Consider the following 24,041-nt stretch of genomic DNA (forward strand, 5'->3'; position numbering starts at 1 on the left):
TTTTATCGTGTTTTGTATTTTCGACTAAGCAAGACAGTACCCAAACTGATTAAAGCTAGCATCACTAGCAGGGCATAATCTATTTTTGTACCTTGAACAGTTAACAGTGCCTTTGAACCATGTTCGAGCTGTTTAACAGAAATGACGGCAGCCAAGACATTTGTTCCAAAAGAACCGGCAAATTGTTGAAAGGTATTGAATAGTGAATTTAAATCGGCATTTAGTTCCGATTCAATATGCATACTAGCATCAGACATTGAAGTACTGAATCCTAAGTTAAAGCCGACTCGTAATAGAATGTAGATAACGGTGATACTGAATGCGGTTGCAGCTGAGGTTGTCACAAAGAACAGACTGGTACCAATCAGAAGCAGGATACTTGAGCTAATCAATGGGACATAACTTCCATGTCTATCAAAAAGTTTACCAGCATAGGGCGAGACAGCGGCTCCTAATAATGAACCAGGTAATAAAATCAATCCAGCTGAAAAAGCACTTAAGTGTAGATTTTCTTCAGTAAATATTGGAATAACGATTGAAATACCAATGTTAATAAATTGCAGTACAAAAAAATTGATTAAGCGTAGTCTTATTACTGGATGATGCAAAATGCTGAAATTTAAAATTTTATTTTCAGATCTTTTTAGATGCAGAAGTAATAAACTTGCAAAAACAATAAAAGCAAGCAAGAGTGAAACGAATTTCAAGCTTTGGAAACCAGCATTAGCAGCGTCCGCAAATGCTAGACTCAGACTAACAAACATAACGGTTAGCAAGACAACGCCCAACCAGTCAAATTTTTGGGTGGTATTTTGGGCCGGTAAGCGAATGTAAGTTTCACCGAGTAAAGCCGTAACTATTAGTAAAAATAGCGCAATAATAAAAATACCTCGCCAAGACCAAAATGCTGTTAATGTACCACCATAGGTAGGTCCAAGTGCTGGTGCCAAGGAAATGATCATGGCCGAAAATCCAATATACACGCCACGTTTGCTTTGTGGAATTAATGATAGTACCAGATGATACATGAGTGGTGTAGAGATTCCAGTTGAGATGGCCTGTAATAAGCGACCTAACAGCAGTACCGGAAAAGCACTGGCAAATAGACAAAAAATGGTTCCGATTAGATTAAAAATAATAGCAACAGTAAATAAGGTACGGGCAGAAAATTTCTTGGTCAAGAAACCGGTCGTACTCATAATAATGGTTACCATTAAAAGGTATCCTGAGGTGACCCATTGCATTGTTCCTAATGATACTGAAAATTCTCGAGTAAGGGAGGGTAAGGCAACGTTTAATGATGTTTCTATTAAAATACCTAGAAACGACAATAAAGCAACTGCACTAATGGCATATTTTGTTTGTTTACTAACAACTTGGCTTTCCATGAAAATCCAACTTCCTTTCAAAAACATTGTTGTATAAATAAAATATCAACACGCATTCATCTTACAACTTTGGTAGCAAAAAACAAATTTAAAAAGCATGTTACATATTTAACAAATAGTAAGTTGCGTTTATAATGGAGTCATTATGGTAATGTTTTACCATCGGAGTAATTGAAGCTTTTTTACAAATTGCACAATAAATTAAGGAGACTGAACATGGTTAAATTAATCCTGATGCGTCACGGTGAGAGTACTGCAAATAAAGACAATACTTTTACTGGCTGGACCGACGCAGCACTTACGGATAAAGGACGTGCACAAGCGAAAGAAGCTGGTGAAATATTAAATAAAGAGCATATTCAGATCGATGATGTGCACACATCATTGTTAAAGCGGACCATTACCACTGCTTATATTGTTTGTGATGTATTGGCGATCAACTGGATACCAATTTTTAAAGCTTGGCAATTAAATGAACGCCATTATGGTGCTTTAGCAGGACTGGATAAGGACGAAGCACGTCGTCGGTTTGGTAAACAACAGGTTGAGCAGTGGCGCCGCGGTTATCAAGATATACCACCACAATTGTCGGTTAGAGACCATCAACCGATTTATGATCGCATTGGTGTAGATGTACCATTGTCTGAGAGTTTAGAGATGACCTTTGTAAGAGTTAAAAATTATTGGGATTTGAACATTGTGCCACGTTTGCAAGCAGGTAGAAATGAAATGATTGTTGCCCATGGTAGCAGCCTACGTGTCTTAATTAAATATTTGGATCAGGTTGCTGATGATCAATTGGACCAAATTGATGTACCAAATGCTAAACCTATTATTTATACGTTGGATGATCATTTACGAGTTGTTAATAAGCAGGTATTTAAGTAGTGTATTGTCAATACTCAGAATATTTTTTGGAAAACAGGGTGCCCATTATGAAATATATTGAAACAGTTGATGGTAGCGAACTCCATATTCGTGAAGGTGTTTTGCATTTGATGGGGAAAAGACGCCACATAGCTAAGGATGTTTGGATTATTGTGGGGGATGATGCACAAATTGAAACAGAGTATTATGAAACCGAGACACCAGATAGACTAGGTTTTACGAAGTTTTTAGTTATTCCACGCAACGATAAACAGTTGATTGAAATAATTGAAGAAGTTGGGTTAGAAAATGCCAGTCAATCAGGCAAGCAACAATTAATCATTGTTGAAAAATAATACTATAAAAATGCGAGCATCACATTTTGGTGATACTCGCATTTTCTATGTGTCTTAAATTTGATTTGAAGGCTTTAATATAATGGGTTGAATCTTTTTTTGTTCGTTTGATTCATCAAGTTGTGATTGTTTATTTTGCGCATTATTTAATACGTCAAAATATCCGGCTAGTGTTAATACCATGTAAGGAATGGTATAAAAACCAGCTAAACCTAATGTAACCAATGTTAACAATCCCCACCAGAAGAAACTTAATTGCATAACAAACAACTCCCAGCGGTGACTGACCATCAATTCACGTGATTTGGCAATTAATTGAAAGCCCTTGAGTGATTGATCATTATAGCCAACAAAGGGTACCAAGATGTACTTGTACCACTTTATAATATAAATAAAGGTAAACACTACTAGCAAGATGACGCCAATCGCTAGTAACCAATAGACAAAACTTGGCACAATTGTATAACTTAATTGTGCAATAATCATAATTAAGGCTGAAGCCTGGACCATTAAGTCGCCTAGAAATGCCAAAATTGCCCAACCGATGAGATAGATTGCAATCATCCAGACACTAAGCCATAATGTTTTTTGCCAAGACTTGGTGAGGTAAGTTTTAAACCACGATTGCATTGGACGTGCTGTTGCTGTTTCATCGCGTAATTGTTTTATAGATTGATAGGATTGAATATATTGGGTATAAATGACGATAAAGGCGCCAACGATTGATAGAATTAGATTTAAAACTAGTGGTGTTGTGGCTGTATTGTTTTCATCCATCAGGAAAGAAACTAAAAATTCCAGATAAAGTATGACAATGATCGGTGCCTGTAGGCCAATATTTCCCCATAAATCTCTATGTAGAACTGTTTTAGCGTTTTGTTTTAATTGTTTGCGAATGGATTTTCTGTCATAAGGTGCGTCCATGTTTTCCTCCTTGATCATTTCTATTACTAGGGTAACATACTTTAATTGATTCGTAATAGAAAGCATACAATCCAATCATTTATTTCCTCGCTTCATGTAGTTTTGTATAACTAATAGCAAGTACATTATGAAAAATGAGATAATTTTAATATACTTATTGACTTTTCATTTTATGCCAAATATAATGTATGCAACGAGGAAGAGGTAAGTAGTTAAACCTAAGTTGTTCAGAGAGTTGTGTGAGGTGGAAAACAACCAATCTTAGTTAACGAAAATGGCCTTAGAGTGTGAGAAATGATGAGTCACTGTGATGAGTTGTTTCCGGTAGTGCCCGTTATAGCGCTAGAGTATCACCGCATAAATGCGCGTACTTAATTTGAGTGTCCATTTTATTTGGACAGAACTCGGGTGGTAACACGATTATTAGTCGTCCCGTTGATATGACATTATGTCGTAGCAACGGGACTTTTTATTTGGAGGGGAAATGAATAGTTGTAGTTGTTAAGCAAGATTTTAAGTATTAAGAAATGGTAGTTTTGATTATTAAGGAGAAGATTATGAAGAATAGTATTAAATTTAGTATTGGCTTAGCCACGGTGACATTGGCTACTTTAGCTGTCGCACCATTAAGTGTTAACGCAGCATCAAGTAAGACAGTAACAGTAGGTGTTGTTGGTGATACATCACGTGAACTTTGGCAAGATATTGGTCAAAGAGCACAAAAAAAATATGGTATCACCATTAAACTAAAAGAATTCAATGACTATGTTAAACCAAATCAAGCGTTGGTTGATGGTAGCTTGGATCTAAATGCTTTCCAAACAAAGATTTTCTTTGATGACCAAAATAAGAAGATGGGCAATAAATTACAGTCAATTGGTAAGACGGTGATTGTCCCAATGCGTCTCTATTCTCTAAAGGCTGATAAGATTAGCGAAATCAAAAAAGGGTCAACAATTGCTGTGCCTAATGACGCAACTAATGAAGCACGCGCCTTGAATGTCTTAGTACAGGCTAAATTAATTAAGTACAATAAGCAGGTCACTGATCCAACAGCTAAGGATATTACTTATAATCCTAAGAAATTGAAGATTAAAGAAGTAGATGCTGGCCAAGCTGTTTCATCATTGCAAACGACAGATGCTGCAGTTATTAATGGTAATTTTGCGCATGATGCAAATTTGAAGGATAAGAACATATTATTAACGCAAAATCTAAAAAAGAACGTTAATCCATATATCAATTTAATCGCAGCCCGCAAGAGTGAAGCAAACAAGAAAGTTTATAAGCAAATTGTAAAGATCTATCAAACAAAGGAAACAAAAGCTGAGATTAAAAAGTTGTTTGGTAATTCGCAATATGCAGCTTGGAATTTGAAGTAGCCTGAATTGGCTAAAAAAGGGTAGAGTGTCGTCTTTTGTCTCAACCTCAAAATTTGTGAAGAGGGTGAACTGGTTGTTAACGAAGCAGAAATCTAAAGAACAATTATACATTGCATCTATAGCTTTATTGGTTGCAAATTTTGGTAGCAGTATTTTTTCATTTGCTATGGGACTATTTCTCTTACGTCAGTATTCATCAGCTAGTATTTTTGGGATTTCTCAGGCTATTGGACCTATTGTCAGTCTTGTGATAGCGCCAATTTTGAGACTTGTTATTGATAAAATAAACAAAAAACAAATAATACTTTTTTCTCAAATATTAAGCATTATTGGGCTTATATTTTTTGCTTTTTTTATTGTTTATTCTGACAATCAAACTTTGTTGTTAGTAATATTCATTCTTGTAGTACTAAAGCTGTCAGATCAAATATTTGATGTTGCGTATATGTCGTCTGCGACATTAATAGTAAATAATGCAGATATTCAGAAACTCAGAAGTTACGAGCAAATGGTTTCTTCGTTTTCAAGCATTATTGGACCAATTATTGCAGCGACACTATTTTCTACTTTTAATATGAATTTTGGAATATTTATCATTACTGAATTAATATGCGAGATTTGTGCTTTACTCTCAATGTGGTTAATTAAGTACACAGATAAAACGTCGCACAAAAATATTGCATACGAAAGAAATGAATTGACATATATTTTTAAAGATAAATTGCTTTTATTTGCAATTTGGTTTGGTTGTGCCATTAATTTTTTCTATACAGTATTCAGTATTGGGTTGCCATATGTACAAATTCACGTCTTAAAGTTACCCAACCATGTCTACGCTTTATCAGAGGCTGCCGTTTCAATTGGCATACTGATAGCCAGTTACGTGCTTTCAAAACGTTCAGAGTTTAGGCATCCGTTGTATATATCTTGGAAAATGACATCGATTTTTAGTGTACTATTTTTATTAATGGGAATGTTTTTATTCTCCAATGTCCATTCAAAATTTGTTTTTTCAATTTTTGTCATCGTTTTTAATTTTATAACGGGCATCATGATAGCTTTGTTAAATACACCAACATTGGTTTGGCTAACGATGCATGTCCCTGAGAACATGCAAGGCAGGGTATTCAATGTGTCACGAACATGTGTACAAGTATTGATTCCAATCGGCATAATTATTTTTAGTTTCTGTTTTGATAAATTAAATGCCGGTACAGTTTTTATTATCTCTGGTCTACTTTTCTTTGTTTTAGTAGTCTTATATCCCAAGTTCTTTAAGTTAGACATTAAAAAGGGTTGAGTTTTGGTAGTGTGAAAGATAAGTAAGTTGTTAAGCATTAAATTTCATGAATATTGAAAAAATCTTGACTTCGAGTACATAAATTTGGTTGGGGGGAGCGAGGAAATTTTAGGATGAAGTTATTACTTAACAACCGTGTTTTTAGAAGTTTGGCATTTTCCAATGTATTGAATATTTTAGGCACGACGCTCTTTAACTTTGCTTTTATTGTTTACATTAATAAGGTCGAACATGCAGAAATTTGGATTACAATTATTTCCGTATTGAATTGGGTTCCGATTCTTATGGGGGCATTAACAGGAGATATTGCGGATCGTACAAAACATAAAGTAAAAGCTTTTGCTATGATTCGCTGGGTTCAAACATTTATATATATTATTGTCGCCTTAATTATCCAGCAACCAACGATATTGTTTATTGTAATTATGCTATTTTTAAATGTTTTGTCAGATTTTTTTGGTGGTGTTCGTTCGGGTATTTACAATCATTTATTAAAGGTTAACTTGGGAAATGATGAGTTCCAAGAGGCAGAAGGGCTTTCACAAAGTGTGAACGTTTTAATTGATCTGGTAGGTGGCGGTATTGGCTTGGCATTGCTTGCTTTAGTTAATCATAATTTTGCATTTTTTGCTATTTTAAATGCGGCGACGTTTGCTTTGTCTGGGCTAATTGTATTTTTGTCGCGGAAACAGATTAGAGAACCAAAAGAAAATCAGACAGGTAATCAACAAACTCAAAATTCATCAAATTTTATGAAGCGTATGCTATTAGGTCTTCAAGAAATACGAAAATTATCGGGGATTAAATCTGTTTTGTCATATTTGATTGTAATCAATGGGTTAGGGGCGTCAACAAATGTATTGTTTGTTTTATCGCTACGTAATCATGTGGTGTTATGGCATTTTAATTTTAGTGAAATGTTTTTCCTGGTTACTTCGATTTTTTCAATCGCTATGTTTGTGAGCTCCTTATGGACATCTGACGTGTTTAAGCGAATAGGTTTATCACATTTATTATTTATCCATTTGCTTGTTCAGTTTGCTATGTCAATAGCATTTTTATCTGGAAATGCCGAGATGATTGTCGTTGGAGTTGCAGCACTAGGATACACGCTAGCTAAATTATCGCCAAGATTCTATGGTAATTTAATGCGAAATTTGGGGAATACGCAAATTGGTATGATATTAGGATTGATTAATTCTGTTTCATTAACTTTGCCAGTCGTGATGATTGCTTTTTTTGGCGCTATATCTTCAGCTGTTGGTGTTCAAATTTCTTGGGGTATTTATGCGCTATTGACAATTATGTTGTTTATACCGCTTGTTATTTTGCGTAAAAATATTAATTCTTTTGAGAAATAGTAATATGAAATACCCCATAATAGTTAGATTGTATTGGCCTAACTATTATGGGGCATTTCATTTTTTCACTTCCAAAATTTAACTGTTAGCCAACTTGCTAAGGCAATCATTGGTACAAAACCAATTAATTTTTATAATCAATTCTGTTTCTGGCAAACTATAAATATAAAGTACGGTCACTACTTTATTCAAAATAAAGACACCGCCTTTATGTGAATAGACCTTTAACAAAATAAATAACTAAAGTTTCAAAAGATTGTGCATAGTCTGGAAATGAAGCATCTGTGATTCTTACGTCAATGGCATATAACAAATTGAAGGCCTGTAACCCCTGAGTTATTTTTTCTTGATCAAAACCAGCTTCTCCCATTTTCTGAAAAGAATAGTGATGGTAAATTATTCAGCTGACTACTTTAAATTAATGGTAAAAATCTGGGAAAGCTTAGCAAAGAACAGTTACGAGAACTATACTACAATTCTGACTTTGGAATTGCGCCATTAATGACTAATTTTTCCTTAGTACCTTTTGAAATGATGAGTTGTGGTTTGCCATTTCTAGACTTTGAAGAAGGGACTGGCAAAGATTTTATTCCTGACGACTGCTGCTACTATACTAAATTCAATGAATATGATTTGTTACATTTATTTGAAGAAATTTGTAATGAGCCCACAAAATTAGAAAGAAAAACTAAGAATGCTAAAAGCTATTTAAACCAAATCACATGGGAAAAAACACTAGCAGATTTCTTAGATATCATTGGAAATATCGAACGAAAAGCCATTTAATATAAGCATTTTCGTCAATACCAACAGGTTGGGTATTTTTAAACCAAAGACGAATCGAGGCAGCAGAAGAACCATACTCCTGAGTAAGTTCATTATAGGATTCGAGCTACGTTTCTTTGTTTTAGTAGTTTTATATCTAAAATTCCTTAAGTTAGATATTTAACAAGGTTGAGTTTTCGATTGTAAATTAGCGGATGAGTTGCTATAAAATGCAAGTCATCCGCTTTTTTATAAAGAGATAAGTTTAATAAAGAAATTACAAAATTAGATTTAAGAAACGGCCGTTTGATCAGTCTTGAATTTCTGAGAGAACGTTACCATTTGGACCAATAATTTTACCATTCTGTTCTTTGTCAGCTAGCATAATATTAATGATATCACGAGCCCCTTCAACAACTGATTTCATATACGGTCCTTGTCTATGACCATTGATATCTGTTGAGACACCGCCAGGAAAAATACCAAAGATTGAGATTGGCAATTTTTTGTTGATAACATCAACAGCTAATGTTTGAATAAGGCCATTCAAAGCTATTTTAGAAACGCGATAAGCTGCTGGATTATACCAAGTTGTTGCTGTGAATGGACCAGTGATAGCTACAATTTTGCCTTTATTTTGCTTAATAACGGGTAAAAAGTGTTGAATAACTTGTAAAGTTCCCCAAAAATTTATATCAAGTGTTTCTTTATAATCCGAAAGAGGTGTGTCTAAGGCTGATTTTTGCATATCAGCAGCAATTCCTGCATTATTTACGAGGACATCTAAATCGGGATGTTCTTTTTCAACATAATTGGTGGCATTTATCAAAGACTCTGAATTTTGAAGGTCAACTTGTACCAAATCAAGCTGTGCACGTGTAATCCCAGCTTGAACCAACTCATGCAGCGCAGTCTGTCCTTTTGATAAATCTCTAACACCTAGAATAACTTTATAACCTTGTAATCCCAGCTGTTTACTCATCTCAAAGCCGATACCACGATTTGCTCCAGTAATTAAAATTTTATGTGTCATTAGTTCTCCTTATATGTTGAGCGACAAAATTATCTTTATTTGGTTGATTTGTCTTCTACTTTGTAGTGATTAAACGAAGGTTATAAAATACGTCTTAAATCTACCATTAGCTATTATTTATTAACAAACACCAATCTTTTTGCAGTTGAAAGGGGTGCATCAAAGGTATATGTTGCGGATTGAAAACTTTTAAGTTGTTCGACGGTTGTTAGTTGATTTTCAACGATAAAACGAACCATTTCACCACGCGCAATCTTTGCCAACGTGGCTTTTATCTTTAGTTTGCCATCTATAAAGTGAGCAAATACAACATCAATGAATTGATCATTTGTTTTTAAATAGGGCGTGATTGCTTGAGAATATTCTTTAGAAGCCAAATTAATGATTGGGCCTTGTTGATGTACGGCACGATACAATTTATCGCCCCAAAATTCATATAGATTTTTATTATCAGCAACTTGTAATTGAGCGTTCATCTCTAATCGATAAGGAACGATTCCATCAAAAGGACGCAAAGCACCGTAGAATCCAGACAAAATCCAGAGTGTTTTTTGCAAATACTCTAAAGCAGTTGAACTAAAAATACTTGGTGCCATATATTGGTATTGAATACCTGAGTAACTTAATATGGCCGGTGTTAAAGGATGCTGTAAATCCATATGTTGTAGGTTTTGGTAGTTTTCTTTCGTCAATTTGTCACTCGTATGCCATAATTTTTGAACATCCGCGTAGGACAAAGTACGCATTTCTTGAAGAATTTCAGCAGTGTTCTGTAAATAACGTGGTGTATTTATTGGCAGAAAGTTTTCTTCGTCAACAATCATTTTCTTTGCGGGTGAAATAATAATTTGCATAATAAACTACCTCAGTTTAGGAATCTTTCTAGTTGTATCAGGTCTTTATTAATAATGCTCTTTAATGAATTAAGTAGTAAAATAAAAAACTAGATACAATAGATATTGCTATGAATATTCTAACGTATTTACTACGATATTTAAAAAGGGACGATGAAAGAGGGGAATATCATGCCACTTGTACGATTTGATTTAATTAAAGGACGCACACAAGAAGATATTGAAAACATTATGAAGATTACTCAGGAAATGGTCGTTAAGGACTTTCATGTCGATCAACGAGATTGTTACCAAATAGTAACTCAGCATGAATCCTATGAGATGAATATTATGGATACAGGGCTGGATATTGAAAGAAGTCAAAATGTGCTAGTTATATCTATTACGAGTCGTCCAAGGGAGAAAAGTGACATAGAGAATTTCTATGCTGACTTAGCGAACGGTTTGTCAGAAAAGAAGCTTGTTGAAAAGAATGATTTAGTTGTCAATATGACTATTAATGGGGATGCTAATTGGAGCTTTGGATTTGGTGAGGCGCAGTTTTTGACAGGTAAATTGTAGAATAGTAGCCATGAGCTATTGATAATTATATTAAACAAACTGGACCTCCTAAGTAGATTTTTTCTTAGGAGGTCCAGTTTGTTTTTAATAAATAGAAATGAAATTTACCGATGAAATAAAAAAATTATAATTTAAAGAATACAAAGTATAACAAGGTGGGAAATAGTAGAAAAATAATTTATGAGATTAATTAAATCATAGAAAAAGCGCAAGTAAGGATTAAAAATATGTCATATTTTGTAAAAAAAACTATTCATTAATTTTCTATATTTTTTGGGGGATAATTACTACAATCATTAATATTTCTACTTAGTTACTATTATTATATGTTAATTTAAATAATCAAATATCTGTTGTTATATCTTGGTTAGTTTCAGTTTTTTTGCTTTTATTTCAAATAAATTATGGGTTTTTGATTCTAAATTTATATTTAATAATGGGCTGGTAATAGAATTTTGCTTATTTCTTTTGACTAGAATTACAACACTATTTTTGGAAATGATAATTATTTGGTATGGTGTCCAATATTTGTGCCAAAGTCCAGTTGTTTGGAAGTTTATAGATAATATTTTTGTTGTAATTATTAATTACTATATCAGTAAATTAATAATTTTTAGAGAGACGCAGTAATAATAGCATCATTTGAAAGTTAATCTTGATTATAAAAAGAGCATCCCGAAAGTCAGGTTTTCTAACTATGAGATGCTTTTATATGATGGTTAAAGGCGAGTACTATGTTAACGACGATTTTTCCACTCATCTTTAAGCACTGTCCAAATATTGCCATCATGAAATCCGTCTGACAATAGTTCATTGGCCCGAATTGAACCATCTAAATGAAAGCCTGCTTTTTGAGCAACATGATTACTACGCGCATTATCAACTGCCGCATGGATTTCTATTTTATTAATCTTATAATCATTAAATCCTATTTGGCACATGCCAGCTACAGCACGATGCATGATACCCTTACCGATAAATTTAGTTCCTAGCCAGTAGCCAATTTCTGCACTTTGATCCATTTCTCTAAATCTATTAAAGCTAATCATACCGGCAGGGTGATTTTTATAAAGGATAATCGTTGTCATTGAGGTACCTATACCAAATTTTTCTAAATCGTTTGATAAAAATTTTTCTTCGTCTACAACGGCCGTTGTACCTGTTACCCAAGGTAACCAAGTTACTAATTCATTTCGACTTTCATCAATTAGTTGGAACACGGTTTCAGCGTCAATTTTTGGTCTAGGTAGTGCCAGACTGACCTCGTCGTCGATTTGATATGTAAACATTTTGTTCCTCCATAGAAGGTTATTAAAAACAGAGTGGTTAATGGTATTTTACGATCATTGCATCCATTCAGAGCGTAAAACACCGTATTTAACTGAATCCCAGTATTTGTTTTGCCAAAATCTAACTTGTCGAACTTCAGCCTCTTTTTTAAGAGATAAACTCTCAGCCAAAGCAATCATGCGATAATTACCAGACCATGTTGTTAAACCAATATGAGGTAGGGGTGTCATTTCAAATAATTCGTCAATCCATTGCTTTAAGGCAGTCTTACCGATGCCATGATGCCAGCTATCTTGTTTATAAATGACAATACCAACATCTAACCATTGTTTTAATGGTTCATCCTCATAGTGAGCCGAGACCATGCCAACCATGGTATTATCAACCCAGATGATCTTACGCATGGGATTTTGTACATAACTATTTTCCAAATCTAAATCAATAAATTTTTGTTTCTCAGGTAGTTTGTCATGAAAATAGGGACCATTCCATTTTGTCCATTCAGCGTCGGGTTTACTAAAAGCTAGATTCCAAAAATCTAGTAATTCGTTACGTTTTAGTTCTTTTAATTGTAAGTTCATGTGTTGTTATTTTCCTTTAAAATTTTAAGGATGGCTTCACTAATTTTTTCGGGAAATTCAAAATGAATATAATGATTTTTCCCTAAGGGTTCGATAGTTGTTTTTTCAGTGTAATATTCTGAATGACTATATTCATTAATTCGATAGGGACGGACAAAAAGAGTAGTTGAAACGGTTTGGTCTAAGCTTAAGTTTGAAAAATCTGGACGTTTTAAAATATCGATTCCAAGATTTAATCCGTGTGGTTTTGTGATTTTGGAATCTTTTTCTTCAGAAATCAGAGCAGTGTTCCAAATTTTATCAGCTAAAGTTTTTTGAAATGAGGTGTAAATTCTTTCATGCATTAGGTTAGTAATTTCATCTTCCGTCATTTCTGAATCTTCTTTTGCGTCTCTATTGTAGTTTGCTTCATCGGGTGGGTCTAAGAGAACTTCTTTCGTTATAGGCTCGATGCCAATGAAACCAATTAACTGATTTAATTTTTGTGCAATGGATAAGGCATAAAAACCGCCTAAGCTATGGGCTATTATCACAATTTTTGAGGCATGTTGATTTTGTATGATTCTCGTAATTAAATCAGCTTCGTCTGTTAATAAGAATGACCTTGTGGAAGAAGAACTTAGTCCAGAATCTAAATAGTCAATTGCTAAAACACCAATTTCTTTTGGAATTTTTTGTATAATGGGCTGAAAAATTTGTGCAGTATCGTAAGGTCCATAGCCATTAAGAAAGATTAACAGTGTATCTCCAGATCTAACTGATATTTTAAAAGTTCCTAGTGAAGTATTTATGTATTTATCTTTTAAAAGGTTAATCATTATTATTGATTCCGCCACTCATGTTCAAGTAATGACCAAAGATTTTCATCATGAAAACGGCCAAAGAGTAAGGCATGATCTCGTAACTTGGCCTCTAGATAGAAACCGGCATTTTTAGGTATTTGATTACTCGCACGATTGTCCGATGCAACATAAATTTCGATTTTATGAACTTCAAACTTATTGAATGCTAAATCGCATACACCCTTTAATGACCGAAGCATGATTCCCTTTCCTGTAAATTCAGTGCCTAGCCAATAACCAATTTCAATTTTTTTATTATTCTTATCCCAATTTTTAAGAGATATTGACCCAACAATTTCATTTTTATACCAAATAACTAGATTTAGGGAACGTGTCGTACCTAAACTGTGCGCGTTTCTTTTTAGCGTTTCTCGTTCATCTGCAATACTTTTAATTTTTAATACCCAAGGTAACCAGGGTATCAGTCCATTACGACTGTCATTGATTAATTTAAACAGGGCAGTTGAATCGATTTCAGGTCTTGGTAAGGATAAATAAATTTCATCATCAATTTTATATGTAAGCATAAAAATAACTCTCCGCTTTGATAGGGAAGATTAGGGTTCATAAAACTTTGTACATGAATTGGAATGTTTTGTACAAAATTTTGATTAAAGTAATTTATACAATAAGTATTCACATATGAAGTGGTTACTAATTATTATAATCTTATTCTAATTTTTGTATACGCTTATTTAATATTTGTCGGCGTGTACTAAAATCAACATCTTGAATATTTTGCTCGATTACCCAAGAATAGTGGAAGGGGTCTTTCACAACACCATTCCATATACCTAATTCTTCATCTTTCATTAAGGGTACAACTACTTCAAATTCTGCACTTATGACTCGTTCAAATAGTGCATTTGCGTCATTAACAACAATGTTGAACCACATGGATTGGACGGCATTCGAGTCTGGCACTTGCCATCCCATCTGAGGATTAGCATCAAATAAGTGAAACTGCATATCTTCAATTTCAAAGATTACTTCGTTAAATGATAAGTTGGATAGGTTCTTGCTAGATTCAATTAACCTAGTTTCAAAAACAGTCGCATATGTTTGATACGCTTTTATTGCGTCTTTAACTACACAATCAATAATAAGCATGCTGATTACTTCCTTTACTGTTTATTTCAGATTTTCTATGTGTGCTGTTCCAGGTATTATTATTTATGGTGAGATTCATTGTATAGAAAAGGATACGCTAAATTTGTTCTAGCGTATCCTATAAAGTAATTTTTTAGTCTTTAATTAATACATTACAGGTTTTATGTTAGCAAATTCATAGATACCCCAGTCGCTTAGTTCACGACCATAACCAGAATCTTTGACACCCCCAAAGGGTACTTGAGCTTGAGAACTCAAAATAGAGTTAATCGTAACTTGACCAGTTTCAATTCGTGAAGCAAGTTTTTTACCACGTTCAATATTTTTGGTGTAGATAGCGCCACCTAGACCATGTCGAGAATTATTTGCAATTTTGATGATTTCGTCGTCTGATTGTGCTTGATAAATTTGTGCTACTGGACCGAATAATTCTTCTTCAAACATAAGATTTTTTTCATCCATACCAGTTAAAATCAAAGGTGAGAAACCTGCGCCATCACCGCTGATAGGTGTCGGATTACCATACAAAACTTTAGCACCACCAGCAATCACTTTTGCCACTTGAGTCTGTAACTGTTGTTGCGCTTTCTTAGATGAAAGGGGAGCTAAGGTTGTATTTTCATCCAATGGATCACCCAATTTATATTTAGTGAATTCTTCTTTTAATGCGGCTAAAAACTCAGGATAAATACTTGAAGAAACAATATAACGTTTAGCAGCTGTACATACTTGACCAGCATTGGTCAATCGTGCTTTGGTTGCATCTTTCGCAGCATCAGCGATATCAACATCATCTAAGACAACAAAAACGTCAGTTCCACCAAGTTCCATAGTTGATTTTGTTAAATTTTCACCGGCACTAGCGGCAATTCTACGACCGGCATTTTCAGATCCTGTTAAGGCAACACCCTGCACACGAGGATCTTCAATAATCCGATTAATCTGATCATAATCAGCAAAGATATTGGTAAAGGCACCTGATGGCAAACCAACATTATCACACGCTTCTTGAAAAGCTAGTGCTGCCTCGGGTACAATGCTAGCGTGCTTGAGAATAATTGGGTTTCCTAAAATGAAATTAGGGGCAAATACACGCATGACTTGCGTATATGGAAAATTCCATGGTTCAATTGCTAAGACAATACCTGTGCCAGAAAATTCAACTTGAGCTTGTCCGTTAGGTAGGTCATTGTATGGCTTAGGCTGCATGAACTTCACACCATTTTCAGCGTAGTAACGTGCAAAAGAGCCGTTTTTTTTAACTTCTTGACGAGCCTCTGTCAATAATTTTCCCATGTTAGTTGATAGTACACGAGCATATTTTTCTATATTTTCTTCGAACTCATCAGCTAACTTATACAGAAAATCTGTTCTTTCTTCGACAGCTTGACTCTGCGATTGCTTATAAAAATCTTGAGCTGTGTCTAAGATAATATCTAATTGCTGGTCAGTTACGTTATCAAAGTCACGAATTTTTTGTCCGTTATATGGATTCACTGCTGCATAACTCATGGATAGTTACCTCCTTAAAGGGAACGGGTTTTCGTTACAACCTCTATGATAGAATTTTTTCTACCAATAATGCCAATTTTTTGCCTACAATTTAATTGTATACATAGCGTATTACACGGAAATAGTAATATATTATTATGAATATAAATAAAGAGTTGTCGTTCTTAAGAGAGTGGAGGATGATAATTCTTTATTTTTTAAAGTAAATTCTACAGGTTGAAAGGCGGTTTGAAATCTTTATTTAAGCAGTCACCATTAAAGTAGCCTGAGCCTCGTGTTTATATGAAGATGATCAGTATGCAGTATATGCTATTAGCAATGTCAAAGTTAGTATAAATTAATTTTCAAAGTAAATTTCTTTAATATCCCCTCTAAGCCATGTATTGTAAACAGTCTCAATAACCCGGTTCAATTTACAAAATCTAATTTTGTCTTTATTGAGCCAATAAGTTTTTCCTTCATACGTCTGTTTTATATCTCCCTTAGAAGTTTTCAAATTATATTCAGCTTCATAAACGAAAATAAATTCCTTATTTTGATTGCCTAAATTAAAATTAACGATGCTTTTCAAGCTTGGTTCTTTTATATCAATTCCAGTTTCTTCTTTGATTTCGCGAATGACAGATTTTTCAATAGATTCATTTGGCTCAACATGTCCTCCAGGAAAGGTAATGGTATTTTCAAATTCGGAATCAATTTTATCCATGACAAGAATATCGTCGCCATTTCTAATAATGCACATATTGGTAAGTTCAATTTGTTGCATTCTTTTCACCCGGATTATTCATCAAGACAAACAAAGACCCGCTGAAACAGCAAGTTAATACCGTTTCAACGGGTTTTGCGCTTTCACCCGTTGGGTGAAAACCATAGGAGCTCTTTTTTATGATATTTTGTTAGTGAAAAACAAACCAAATACTCAAAAATTGGAGCGTCTAAAATTATGACTCAAAAAGTATTACCTAGCAACCCTTTAGTTGCAGTTTCAGACAATGGGGCACCAATTACCTCGGATGGTGGCAACGTGCTGCTTAGTATGTTTCTGAATTCACCTGTAGTTTCCAGGCTCTTTAATAACGTTGAATTCAACGATAATCGCAAAAGTCCACGCTATGCTAAGGTAGAATTATTATTGCAAATGCTCATTCAAGTTATCGAAGGTTATCGCAACGACGACGTTGCAGATTACTTGACCCAAGATATCGAACATCGACTTGTTTATGCGCAAAACATGGCATCTCAACCAACTATTTCCAGATTTCTATCACATCTCACGAACGAAGACATTGATGAGCTACAAGAATTAAATCGTCGTATTGTCTCTTTAATTGATGAAAGATCAGCCAACACTGAACTGGTGCTAGATTTGGATTCAACCTACTTTGAGACCTTTGGTCATCAAGAAAAAATTGGTTTTAATTATCACTACTTGAACGTCGGTTACCATCCGCTTATCATGACCGATGCTTTAACTGGAACCGTGCGTCAGGTATCGTTGCGAAGTGGCAATACCTATACCGGTAATGGTGCAACTGAATTTGTGCAAGGGTATCTGTCAACTAGTCTATCCGCTCAACATCAGACAATTATTTTGCGTGGTGACAGTGGCTTCGCCACGCCAGACTTGATGGAAACATTAGAAGGCAACAATATTTTTTATACCATCCGATTGAAGTCAAATCCTCGATTGAAGCGTATGGCACTTGATGGACGATATGTTAATTTCGACAATCTTTTGATGATTGAAGGTCAGTTGACGACCGATGAATTTGAGTATCAAGCCGCCTCATGGGACAAAGCACGTCGTGTTATCGTTTTAAATGATGAACATGGCGGTACACAGTTCATCGTCACTAACCTAAGTCTTCCACAAAAAGACATCGTCCGTGTTTACCGCAAGCGTGCGGCGATTGAAGATATTATTCGCGAGCTTAAAGGTGGATTTGCCTTCGGCAAAACTGATAGCAGTTCATTTTTCGCCAACAAAGCGCGCATGTGGATCTCAGTGATTGCATCAAACTTGATGCGGTTGATGAAGAGTATTGCGTTGGACGACCAGCAACAATCGTGGACAATCAACACCTTTCGAGACCGTTTGTTAAAAATCGGTGGACGTGTCACTAAGCACGCCCGCAAGGTGATCTTGACGTTAGATAGCCGCAACCAAGAACAATTCGATGGTCTGTTCTGGCGAGCTTGGGAACGACTAAATGCTTTGTGGCAATAAAACAACGAATTATATTTTCAAAAAAATAGCAAAATCTGGCTGGTTTTAGTGTGCCCATTTTTCTCAAAAAACGCTCAATCGAAAAAAACACCCTGAAACTGTGCCAGGGTACCGGCAGTTTCAAGGTGATTTATCGTATTTTACTGATTTAGCTGTGGTTAAAAATTTAGTGCATGAATAATCCGGGTTTCAATGTTTTTCTCCTGCTTTAGTTATAGTTGAAAATCATAAAATTTATTTCTATATATTTTCTAATTAAAATGTAATTTATTTCACGAAAATTATAACTTAATGATGAGTCCATAGCAAGAAAAAGTTAAAAAAGTCGATTATTCAGTTTATACTAAGCCTCATTTTATGCCTCTATGCAGGTTTATATCTATCATGAATGATTTTAGCGTATAATTATCATTATAAATTAATGTTACGTTGAGGGTTATAATATGAATTTAATTAAATTGGAATTTGAACTTGCAAAGATTACTGATGTAAATAGAATCATTAAAATGTATAAGTCAGGATTCAAGGAACTATTTGAACGCTATCATGACATTGATACAAATCCATATATGGAATCAAAAGAAGTTATATCTAGAAAAATTCGTCAACAAAATAGTTATTTCTTTTTCTTAATTTATAATCAACACGAAGTAGGGATTATTAGAGTAATGACAGATTCGGAAGACAAAGCACGCGCCAAGATTTCGCCAATACTTATTTTGCCAAAATATCAAAATAATGGATTTGCTCAGTCAGCATTGTTTCATATTGAGAATAAATTTTCTAATGTTAAGGAATGGGATATTGATACCATTAAGCAGGAAACTAAGTTATTACATTTGTATACAAAAAGTGGATACACACTAACCAGTCAGCCAGAATTACATATCAAAAATGGCATGGATTTAGTTTTTTTGACTAAATATGTATAAGAATATGGCAATTTAAAGCAATTCCATAACTAATTATTTAACAAGAGGTATAAAAATGAAAATAATATTTTTACCAGGTTTAGGCCAAGATGCTGCTGCATGGAGTAAAGTAATAGATAATTTGAATATAAATCTTGAACCAGAATCATTAAACTTATTTTCAACAATTGATGACAGTACAGAGTTGACTTTCGAACTACTGCACAGAGAAATAACACAAAAATTGCAAGTTATAGATGAACCATATATTTTGTGTGGGTTATCATTAGGTGCAATCTTGGCTTTATCAAGTGCACTGGATGGTAATCGATTAGTAAAAGGTCTAATACTTTCTGGTGCCCAATTTGAGAGTCCTAATAAATTATTGATTGACTTGCAAAATCTTATGTTTCGATTTATGCCTAGTAAAAATTTTATTGAATTAGGTATTACAAAGAAACAAATGATTGCATTTTGTCAATCAATGAAGTCATTAAATTTGCGTCTAAAATTAGTTCAGTTAAATATGCCAACCGCTATCATTTGTGGTACTAAAGATAAGGCTAATTTACCGGCATCCAAAGCACTGCATTCTGAAATTCGTGATTCTGAGATAAAAGTCATTGAAGGTGGTCACATGCTAAACGAGGAGACACCTGTTGCGTTTGCAAAAATAATTAATGAATTTTATGCAAAATATTTTTCAGTTAGAGAACAAGTAAGTTGAATTTATAGATTTCAAACATAAAAATGTATGAGGTGAAAATGAAAATAATTGATCTAGTACGACACGGGGAGCCTGACACATCAATACATGACGACTTTCTAAGACCATTAACTTTAACTGGAATTAGACAAGCGGAAATGGTTTCGTCAAAATTACAAAAGCAATCATATACACATATTTTCGCAAGCCCACTGCGTAGATCTGTTGAAACGGTAGTTCCGTTAGCCAAAAAGCAGAATATTTCAGTTGAAACTAATAACCTTCTTGTTGAGCGAAAGATGCCAGAATGGTTTGATTCAAGTCAAAAATTTACAGATTATATTAACCATCAATGGCTAGATTTTAAATATTATCAAGCCGGGGGAGAATCATTACAACATGCTCAAACTAGGTATATTTCTTTTATTAAGGATAAATGTAAAGAGGATGAGCATATTGCCATTGGTTCACATGGAACGGTGATGAGCACTATATATGAACTTGTTCATCCAGGTGAAGGTTTTGAATTTTGGGAGAGTTTACCATATGGTTCAACACTAAGATTGAAAGTCAGTCATGATGCATATATTTATGCGGAATTGGTTTAATAAATTTGTTAAAAAGATAGTATAAATGCTCCCATAAAAAAGTTAATGATAATTATTATCATTACGTCACACTATTGCAGAATATTTAACGGCTAGATAAAAGTAAAAAGTTGTCATTTTTTCATATGACAGAATGACAACTTTTGTATGTTAAAATTCTACAGGTTAAAAGGCGACGGCTGACTTCTGACTATAGAAAGAAGGTGATGTCTATGAATGTTATTCATGAACATCAGATTCCAACTATATCGACAACCACTAAAGGAAGTAAGAAAACTAAAAACCGCCCAATACTTTGACAAGTAGGGCGGTTTTAATTTCATATTAAACAGCCACTGTTGAAGTAGCACGGGGCTTTTCTGATTACAGATAGCGTATCGCATGACTTAAATAACTAACCAAATAGCGGGCATATGTTCATAATCACAATTTCTAATATTTTGGTTTAACATCCCGTAATAACAATAAAAAGAAGACAACAATCAAGTGAATAATAAAGATAGTTAAAAAGGTTGTATCAAAACTAAAACTAGTTATCATAAAACCACCTAGTAATGGCCCTAATGCACGACCAATTGATCCAGAGAGACTGCCAATTGCTTGAATGGTACCACGATTAGTATCATTAGCGTAGTGATTTAACAAACTTGGAATGGCAGTTAGCGCAAGAATTTCACCAATAGAGACAAACGTAATGCCAAGGACAAAACGCCAATAATCGTTAGTATTAATAATAAATAAATATGATAAAGCAAAAGTTAAAACACCTAAAATTACACGTAATTTATCTGCATTAAACGTTTTTGGAAATAGGCGAACAATAAAAGGCTGTAAAGCAACAATCTCTATTGTACTGATTGTAAATAATATGCTGTACTTTTTGACAGAAATACCATTATTAGTCATTAGGACAGAAACATTACTGTTCCATTGTTCATAACATGCCCAAATAATAATCATCGTTAAACTAAGTAATGAAATGTAGCCAAGTGTACGCTTATTAAGTGAATTGTGAAAGCTGTTTTCCGTATCTGAACTACGCAGAGCATCAGTTGAAACAAATTGTGATTTGATAATAAATAAGGCCAGTAAAAAAAGAACTGCTGAGCTACCAAACACTAGCTGAATATTGATACTAAAAAGAATTCCTGATAGGAATGTAGCCAACCCCATACCAATGTTCGCAGCCCAGTAGCCGTTGTTGAAAATATTAGCATCGCTTTTTTGTAAAAAAGCCAAATAACTGTTAATCGAAGCATTTAAAATTCCTAAGCCAGCCCCATACATCGTTAACAAAATTGGATATAATGGCCAATAGGGGTATAGTGCCAGTAGAAATAGTGAAATGATGATAGTAACTGTACTAATATACATCAGTGGCTTAGTTCGCCATTTATCAAATAATCGACCACCTACCAAATTTCCTAGAGCCATAGCACCAGAAAAAAGTAAAAGTGTGTAACCGGCAACAACCAAGCTCATATGCAACACATTGTGAATATAAAGTGTAGTGACTGGCATAATTAAGCCAATTCCCATATTTACTAACATGTTTGTGACTAAAATGTATTTATTTTTCAAGAGAACAACACGACCTTTCGCATTACAAAACATGATTTACCACTATTAATTTAGGATGTTGATTAAACTTAAGGATAAAACACCAATTAGGACAATCAGTAACAGACTTTTTGTAAGTATTGCAGTCATTATGGTGGGAATTGATGCTATTAAGTTTGGCCAATCGATGCTTGGCAAATGGCCAATGTGTTGAATAAATAGACTTTCAAACCATAAACTAGACATTATGGCAATAGGGACAAAGCTTAAAAATTCAATGACTTTTTTTGATAGTGTCATATTTTTTAGGATGACCAAGGGTAGTATTCTTGAGAGCCAAGTAGCCAAGCCACAGCCAATGACCGTGTAGAGTATATAATTAGTTAAGGGCATTTTTAATCACCGTCCCAAAATAACATGCAATAATTGTTGCAAACAGGATAACCAAATTTGCAGGAATAAAAATTAGCCCAAGATAGACAACTGCAAGGGTAAAGATAATGACCATTAATTGGATATTTATTTTTATTGATTGATCAGAGATTATTTGTAAATATAACAAACCAATGAACATCGCAGTAATGGCAAAATTAAATCCAAATTTTTCGGGATTCGTAATTAAGCTGCTTACTGTAGCTCCTAAAAATGTCCCAAATATCCAAGCAAGATAAGAAACGATATTTACCGTATGAAACCACCGGAAATTTAAGTGATTATTAGTGTAGTTTAATTTATTCATGCCCAGGGCAAAGCTTTCATCCGTAAGAAAGGTGCCAATGAATATGTTTTTAATCAATGATTCTTTCTTGAAATAGGGTGCAAGAGTAGCACTCATTAGAATTAAACGTGAGTTAACCAAAAATACAGATAAAACTATCGATAAAATAGGACTATGTGTCAGTAACATGGGAACTAAGACAAATTGGGCCGCTCCTGCGTAAACAATTATTGAAATAAGTAAAATAGTCAAGAGATTCAAACCAGATGATTGACCAATGATACCAAAAGTAGCACTAATGCCAATATAGCCAAAAATAGTTGGTAATGCTTCTTTAAAAGCGGCTTTTGGTGTTAACAAATTAATCACAGTACACCTCCTTATACAAAAATTGTTCCTTTATTTATTGACCGTATTGTATATTATAAAAAATGTAATGTAAATATCAATTGGCTAAATGACACAGAAACTTTTAATTAACTGCCGTTGAAGTTGTATGAGGCTTTCTTTAGATCAATTACTATCTTCAATTTTTAGTGATCAGAAAGGCAAAATTATTTTATTTAAAAACGATGAAATATACAATAATTTATCACCTAAAGGGAAATTGGCTTATTTGAGAGATATTCAAAACGGGTACCAAGTTGATCCTGATGAATTTAACGATGTTAAGCAATTGTATGTTGAACCAGAGGAAATGTACAATCTGGTTAAAACAATTGTTCAACTAACTGATGATCAGAATAATACAGAAAAAGTATTGCAATATATTGATAAGCAAAGTAGTCCGAAATCAATTCCTAGAGTTGTTCAAGACTTGCGTCAAATATTAAAAACAGATATCACTGATAGTGATGGGAGATGGATATTGTCATGTGTCATGGCACGTTCAGATGACTACTGTCAAAAAGTAGTACAGTTAATTGCCAGTTAACATTCATAAAATAACGACATAAGTATTGGGATAATACCTAATACTTGTGTCGTTTAATTACTATTTTCAAATTAGATGTTGACAAAAGATGATAATACGCATAATATTACGACTGTTAGTAAATTTATGAGGAAAGAGTTAATGGATATGACATTTAACAACTCAAAATTTAATAATTTTTATTACTTCTATTTCTAATCATCGTGATTAATGTGCGCGGCACGTCGATCACGACGTGCCCGAAATAGAAG

27 protein-coding genes and 1 other annotated feature are annotated in these 24,041 nt (G+C 34.0%); of the genes, 13 read left to right on the forward strand and 14 right to left on the reverse strand.

Annotated elements, in window-relative coordinates; genetic code table 11:
* Positions 1–2 precede the first annotated feature (2 nt).
* Positions 3–1,388: an MFS transporter gene (locus ACQ4QH_RS04130; RefSeq protein ID WP_439819366.1), complete on the reverse strand. Its 1,386-nt coding sequence runs from the start codon at positions 1,386–1,388 to the stop codon at positions 3–5.
* 216 nt (positions 1,389–1,604) lie between these two features.
* Between ACQ4QH_RS04130 and ACQ4QH_RS04135 the strand changes: the two genes are divergently transcribed.
* Positions 1,605–2,276, forward strand: coding sequence for a 2,3-bisphosphoglycerate-dependent phosphoglycerate mutase (locus ACQ4QH_RS04135; protein ID WP_439819367.1), 672 nt, complete (start codon positions 1,605–1,607; stop codon positions 2,274–2,276).
* 47 nt (positions 2,277–2,323) lie between these two features.
* Complete coding sequence (locus tag ACQ4QH_RS04140) at positions 2,324–2,611, forward strand: hypothetical protein (protein ID WP_439819368.1); 288 nt, start codon at positions 2,324–2,326, stop codon at positions 2,609–2,611.
* Positions 2,612–2,665: 54 nt separating this feature from the next.
* Here the strand turns inward: ACQ4QH_RS04140 and ACQ4QH_RS04145 are convergent, their stop codons facing one another.
* On the reverse strand, positions 2,666–3,535 hold the full coding sequence (locus ACQ4QH_RS04145; RefSeq protein WP_439819369.1) for a DUF975 family protein: 870 nt from the start codon (positions 3,533–3,535) through the stop codon (positions 2,666–2,668).
* A 187-nt stretch (positions 3,536–3,722) separates the two neighbouring features.
* Positions 3,723–3,973: a binding site (T-box leader), on the forward strand.
* A gap of 119 nt (positions 3,974–4,092) precedes the next feature.
* Between ACQ4QH_RS04145 and ACQ4QH_RS04150 the strand changes: the two genes are divergently transcribed.
* From ACQ4QH_RS04150 to ACQ4QH_RS04165, 4 genes are all read left to right on the forward strand, one after another.
* On the forward strand, positions 4,093–4,917 hold the full coding sequence (locus tag ACQ4QH_RS04150) for a MetQ/NlpA family ABC transporter substrate-binding protein (protein ID WP_439819370.1): 825 nt from the start codon (positions 4,093–4,095) through the stop codon (positions 4,915–4,917).
* A gap of 73 nt (positions 4,918–4,990) precedes the next feature.
* Positions 4,991–6,217 carry an MFS transporter gene (locus ACQ4QH_RS04155; RefSeq protein WP_439819371.1) on the forward strand — a complete coding sequence of 409 codons (1,227 nt, stop codon included), beginning with the start codon at positions 4,991–4,993 and terminating at the stop codon, positions 6,215–6,217.
* A gap of 113 nt (positions 6,218–6,330) precedes the next feature.
* Positions 6,331–7,578 carry a hypothetical protein gene (locus tag ACQ4QH_RS04160; RefSeq protein ID WP_439819372.1) on the forward strand — a complete coding sequence of 416 codons (1,248 nt, stop codon included), beginning with the start codon at positions 6,331–6,333 and terminating at the stop codon, positions 7,576–7,578.
* Between the two features lie 501 nt (positions 7,579–8,079).
* The gene (locus ACQ4QH_RS04165) at positions 8,080–8,364 is read left to right on the forward strand and encodes a glycosyltransferase (protein ID WP_439819373.1); all 285 of its coding nucleotides are present in this window, start codon (positions 8,080–8,082) and stop codon (positions 8,362–8,364) included.
* A 289-nt stretch (positions 8,365–8,653) separates the two neighbouring features.
* Here ACQ4QH_RS04165 and ACQ4QH_RS04170 read toward each other — a convergent pair whose 3' ends face one another.
* Together ACQ4QH_RS04170 and yaaA are read right to left on the reverse strand one after the other, a co-directional pair.
* A complete protein-coding gene (locus ACQ4QH_RS04170) occupies positions 8,654–9,376 on the reverse strand; it encodes an SDR family NAD(P)-dependent oxidoreductase (protein WP_439819374.1) in 723 nt (240 codons plus the stop codon).
* 113 nt (positions 9,377–9,489) lie between these two features.
* The gene (yaaA, locus tag ACQ4QH_RS04175) at positions 9,490–10,230 is read right to left on the reverse strand and encodes a peroxide stress protein YaaA (protein ID WP_439819375.1); all 741 of its coding nucleotides are present in this window, start codon (positions 10,228–10,230) and stop codon (positions 9,490–9,492) included.
* 171 nt (positions 10,231–10,401) lie between these two features.
* Between yaaA and ACQ4QH_RS04180 the strand changes: the two genes are divergently transcribed.
* The gene (locus ACQ4QH_RS04180) at positions 10,402–10,791 is read left to right on the forward strand and encodes a tautomerase family protein (protein ID WP_206213667.1); all 390 of its coding nucleotides are present in this window, start codon (positions 10,402–10,404) and stop codon (positions 10,789–10,791) included.
* A 363-nt stretch (positions 10,792–11,154) separates the two neighbouring features.
* Entirely contained in the window at positions 11,155–11,421 is a 267-nt protein-coding gene (locus ACQ4QH_RS04185) for a GtrA family protein (protein WP_439819376.1), read from the forward strand.
* Positions 11,422–11,528: 107 nt separating this feature from the next.
* On the opposite strand, the gene ACQ4QH_RS04190 is transcribed toward ACQ4QH_RS04185, so the two are convergent.
* From ACQ4QH_RS04190 to ACQ4QH_RS04220, 7 genes are all read right to left on the reverse strand, one after another.
* Complete coding sequence (locus ACQ4QH_RS04190; RefSeq protein ID WP_439819377.1) at positions 11,529–12,080, reverse strand: GNAT family N-acetyltransferase; 552 nt, start codon at positions 12,078–12,080, stop codon at positions 11,529–11,531.
* A gap of 54 nt (positions 12,081–12,134) precedes the next feature.
* Positions 12,135–12,662 carry a GNAT family N-acetyltransferase gene (locus ACQ4QH_RS04195; RefSeq protein WP_439819378.1) on the reverse strand — a complete coding sequence of 176 codons (528 nt, stop codon included), beginning with the start codon at positions 12,660–12,662 and terminating at the stop codon, positions 12,135–12,137.
* On the reverse strand, positions 12,659–13,480 hold the full coding sequence (locus ACQ4QH_RS04200) for an alpha/beta fold hydrolase (RefSeq protein ID WP_439819379.1): 822 nt from the start codon (positions 13,478–13,480) through the stop codon (positions 12,659–12,661). The genes ACQ4QH_RS04195 and ACQ4QH_RS04200 overlap by 4 nt, the downstream gene beginning before the upstream one ends.
* A gap of 2 nt (positions 13,481–13,482) precedes the next feature.
* Positions 13,483–14,031 carry a GNAT family N-acetyltransferase gene (locus ACQ4QH_RS04205; protein ID WP_439819380.1) on the reverse strand — a complete coding sequence of 183 codons (549 nt, stop codon included), beginning with the start codon at positions 14,029–14,031 and terminating at the stop codon, positions 13,483–13,485.
* A 142-nt stretch (positions 14,032–14,173) separates the two neighbouring features.
* Positions 14,174–14,614: a hypothetical protein gene (locus ACQ4QH_RS04210; protein ID WP_439819381.1), complete on the reverse strand. Its 441-nt coding sequence runs from the start codon at positions 14,612–14,614 to the stop codon at positions 14,174–14,176.
* 144 nt (positions 14,615–14,758) lie between these two features.
* Positions 14,759–16,126: an aldehyde dehydrogenase family protein gene (locus tag ACQ4QH_RS04215; protein WP_439819382.1), complete on the reverse strand. Its 1,368-nt coding sequence runs from the start codon at positions 16,124–16,126 to the stop codon at positions 14,759–14,761.
* 337 nt (positions 16,127–16,463) lie between these two features.
* Positions 16,464–16,892 (reverse strand): NUDIX domain-containing protein, encoded by a 429-nt coding sequence (locus tag ACQ4QH_RS04220; protein ID WP_439819383.1) that lies wholly within the window; start codon positions 16,890–16,892, stop codon positions 16,464–16,466.
* A 177-nt stretch (positions 16,893–17,069) separates the two neighbouring features.
* On the opposite strand from ACQ4QH_RS04220, the gene ACQ4QH_RS04225 reads away from it, so the two are divergent.
* From ACQ4QH_RS04225 to ACQ4QH_RS04240, 4 genes are all read left to right on the forward strand, one after another.
* Positions 17,070–18,353, forward strand: a complete 1,284-nt coding sequence (locus tag ACQ4QH_RS04225; RefSeq protein ID WP_131470631.1) for an IS1380 family transposase — start codon at positions 17,070–17,072, stop codon at positions 18,351–18,353.
* 443 nt (positions 18,354–18,796) lie between these two features.
* The gene (locus ACQ4QH_RS04230) at positions 18,797–19,285 is read left to right on the forward strand and encodes a GNAT family N-acetyltransferase (RefSeq protein ID WP_439819384.1); all 489 of its coding nucleotides are present in this window, start codon (positions 18,797–18,799) and stop codon (positions 19,283–19,285) included.
* A 55-nt stretch (positions 19,286–19,340) separates the two neighbouring features.
* On the forward strand, positions 19,341–19,991 hold the full coding sequence (locus ACQ4QH_RS04235) for an alpha/beta fold hydrolase (protein WP_439819385.1): 651 nt from the start codon (positions 19,341–19,343) through the stop codon (positions 19,989–19,991).
* A gap of 38 nt (positions 19,992–20,029) precedes the next feature.
* Positions 20,030–20,578, forward strand: a complete 549-nt coding sequence (locus ACQ4QH_RS04240; RefSeq protein ID WP_439819386.1) for a histidine phosphatase family protein — start codon at positions 20,030–20,032, stop codon at positions 20,576–20,578.
* A gap of 432 nt (positions 20,579–21,010) precedes the next feature.
* On the opposite strand, the gene ACQ4QH_RS04245 is transcribed toward ACQ4QH_RS04240, so the two are convergent.
* The 3 genes from ACQ4QH_RS04245 to ACQ4QH_RS04255 are packed head-to-tail and all read right to left on the reverse strand — an operon-like array spanning position 21,011 to position 23,225.
* The gene (locus tag ACQ4QH_RS04245) at positions 21,011–22,159 is read right to left on the reverse strand and encodes an MFS transporter (protein ID WP_439819387.1); all 1,149 of its coding nucleotides are present in this window, start codon (positions 22,157–22,159) and stop codon (positions 21,011–21,013) included.
* A 45-nt stretch (positions 22,160–22,204) separates the two neighbouring features.
* Entirely contained in the window at positions 22,205–22,531 is a 327-nt protein-coding gene (locus ACQ4QH_RS04250) for an AzlD domain-containing protein (protein WP_439819388.1), read from the reverse strand.
* Entirely contained in the window at positions 22,518–23,225 is a 708-nt protein-coding gene (locus ACQ4QH_RS04255; RefSeq protein WP_439819389.1) for an AzlC family ABC transporter permease, read from the reverse strand. Before ACQ4QH_RS04255 ends, ACQ4QH_RS04250 begins: the two co-directional genes overlap by 14 nt.
* A gap of 127 nt (positions 23,226–23,352) precedes the next feature.
* On the opposite strand from ACQ4QH_RS04255, the gene ACQ4QH_RS04260 reads away from it, so the two are divergent.
* On the forward strand, positions 23,353–23,790 hold the full coding sequence (locus tag ACQ4QH_RS04260; protein ID WP_439819390.1) for a hypothetical protein: 438 nt from the start codon (positions 23,353–23,355) through the stop codon (positions 23,788–23,790).
* Positions 23,791–24,041: the final 251 nt, after the last annotated feature.

This window comes from Weissella paramesenteroides (assembly GCF_051903945.1).
Classification (GTDB): Bacteria; Bacillota; Bacilli; order Lactobacillales; family Lactobacillaceae; genus Weissella; species Weissella paramesenteroides_A.